We start from the raw sequence: 2,471 nt of genomic DNA, 5'->3' as shown, positions 1-2,471 counted from the left end.
TAATTTCATCTATTTCTCTGTTTAGTTTTCTGACTTCTCTGGAGGCAACAATAATTTTTGCCGACTCATCGGTGGTGAGATAGGTAAATAGTTGCTTGGGAAAATTGAAAGAATTTTGGCAAATTTTACTACTGCATCTCTAGGTAGAGGGGATGACAAATATATATAGATCAACAAATTTTTTCGACTCAGTTTTTCTGTCTGACTATCGGAGAGAAAAGCTCAGAATAATTTCATCTATTTCTCTGTTTAGTTTTCTGACTTCTCTGGAGGCAACAATAATTTTTGCCGACTCATCGGTGGTGAGATAGGTAAATNTAATTTCATCTATTTCTCTGTTTAGTTTTCTGACTTCTCTGGAGGCAACAATAATTTTTGCCGACTCATCGGTGGTGAGATAGGTAAATCATAATTTTGGGAAAGAAGAGAAAGTTTTGGGAAATTTCCCTACCGCATCTCTAGGTAGAGGGGATGACAACTATATATCTGGATAAATGAATTTTTCCGACTCGGTTTTTCTGTGAGACTATCTGAGGGGAAAGCTCGGAATAATTTCATCTATTTGTGTCATTATTTTTCTCGTTTCTCTCACAGACACAATAATTTTTGCCGACTCATCGGTGGTGAGATAGGTAAATCATAATTTTGGGAAAGAAGAGAAAGTTTTGGCAAATTTTTCTACCGCATCTCTAGGTAGATGGGATGACAACTATATATAGATAGATGAATTTTTCATCCTCAGTTTTTCTGTCTGACTATCCGAGAGGAAAGCTCAGAATAATTTCATCTATTTCTCTGTTTAGTTTTCTGACTTCTCTNCTCATCGGTGGTGAGATAGGTAAATCATAATTTTGGGAAAGAAGAGAAAGTTTTGGCAAATTTTTCTACCGCATCTCTAGGTAGATGGGATGACAAATATATATAGATAAACAAATTTTTCCCACTCAGTTTTTCTGTCTGACTATCTGAGGGAAAGCTCGGCATAATTTTATCTATTTCTATCCTTACTTTTCTGGTTTCTTTCAGAGCAACAATAATTTTTGCCGAGTCATCGGTGGTGGGATAGGTAAATAGTTACTTGGGAAAATTGAGAGAATTTTGGCAAATTTTCCCTACCGCATCTCTAGGTAGATGGGATGACAACTATATATAGATAGATGAATTTTTCATCCTCAGTTTTTCTGTCTGACTATCCGAGAGGAAAGCTCAGAATAATTTCATCTATTTCTCTGTTTAGTTTTCTGACTTCTCTGGAGGCAACAATAATTTTTGCCGAGTCATAGGTGGTGAGATAGATAAATAGTTACTAGGGAAAATTGAGAGAATTTTGGCAAATTTCCCTACCGCATCTCTAGGTAGAGGGAATGACAAATATATATAGGTAAACAAATTTTTCCGACTCGATTTGACTGTCGGACTATTCGAGNGCAACAATAATTTTTGCCGAGTCATAGGTGGTGAGATAGATAAATAGTTACTAGGGAAAATTGAGAGAATTTTGGCAAATTTCCCTACCGCATCTCTAGGTAGAGGGAATGACAAATATATATAGGTAAACAAATTTTTCCGACTCGATTTGACTGTCGGACTATTCGAGAGGAAAGCTCGGAATAATTTTATCTATTTCTGTCATTATTTTTCTGGTTTCTCTCAGAGCAACAATAATTTTTTGATAGTGATTAATCTCTTCATTCGATAATTCCCGGTTAGCTTTTTTTCTGTCTTTAAGCCATTTATCTAAAACTTGGTAGCTACCGATTTTAAATTCCCATACTTTTTGACTGACTCCTGTGAAATAACAATTTTTGTTAATCCAGATTTTTTCGTTTGTCGAATCATATCTAATTTCTTTGACTAGATTTTTTCCATCCCCTATATAATCAATAGTTATTTTTTCTTCCGGTTGGAAAACTGGTAAATTTTTGAGTAAATGTAGATTAACTAATAGTTCACCTTTAGTTATTAATTTTTGGAATAATTGATGATCGCTAGTGAGGGGAAGGCGAGGAAAATCTATCTGCAAAAATTCAGCGTATCTTTGTCGATAAGTAGGGGAATGAAATATGGCATAAGCGCAATAAAAGATATTTTCTGGTGTGGGGATATATCCTAATTTTTCTTGGATGGCAGTTAAAAATTTTGAGGATAAATTGGCTGTTTTTTCCACAAATAAATTTGTTTGTCCGCTTTCTGTGTCGGGATAGATGTAGAGAGGAAAATAATAACTTCTTTCTCTTGAATGAATTGAAATACAGTTTCCATCTCCTATATTTTCAGTCACTAAACAATGTCTAAATCCTACCTCTTTTTGTTGACGACATAAAATTAACGCTAGATTGTCTGATTGTAAATGTATCATCACTTCATCCCTAGGTCTATCAACCAAATTTTGATGATTATAATAGAATCTTTTATCGAAAGGACGATATAAACAAGTGGTTAAGTAAGTCTGCCAATTTAGGTTATTAGCT

General features: G+C 34.4%; 3 protein-coding genes. All 3 read right to left on the bottom strand.

The genetic code is table 11. The features are described from left to right. Positions 1–21: 21 nt before the first annotated feature. Positions 22–177, bottom strand: a complete 156-nt coding sequence (locus AFK68_RS36155) for a hypothetical protein (protein ID WP_168186283.1) — start codon at positions 175–177, stop codon at positions 22–24. A 666-nt stretch (positions 178–843) separates the two neighbouring features. Beyond that, the gene (locus AFK68_RS36150; protein WP_168186282.1) at positions 844–984 is read right to left on the bottom strand and encodes a hypothetical protein; all 141 of its coding nucleotides are present in this window, start codon (positions 982–984) and stop codon (positions 844–846) included. Positions 985–1,588: 604 nt separating this feature from the next. Then, positions 1,589–2,471: type ISP restriction/modification enzyme (locus tag AFK68_RS01825; protein WP_305778118.1), on the bottom strand; the 883-nt coding region annotated here is incomplete at its 5' end.

Source organism: Hydrocoleum sp. CS-953, from assembly GCF_002260545.1.
In the GTDB taxonomy this organism is placed as follows: Bacteria; Cyanobacteriota; Cyanobacteriia; order Cyanobacteriales; family Microcoleaceae; genus Trichodesmium.
Note: the sequence above shows the minus strand (reverse complement) of the source record. Positions and strands in the feature narration are given on the sequence as shown.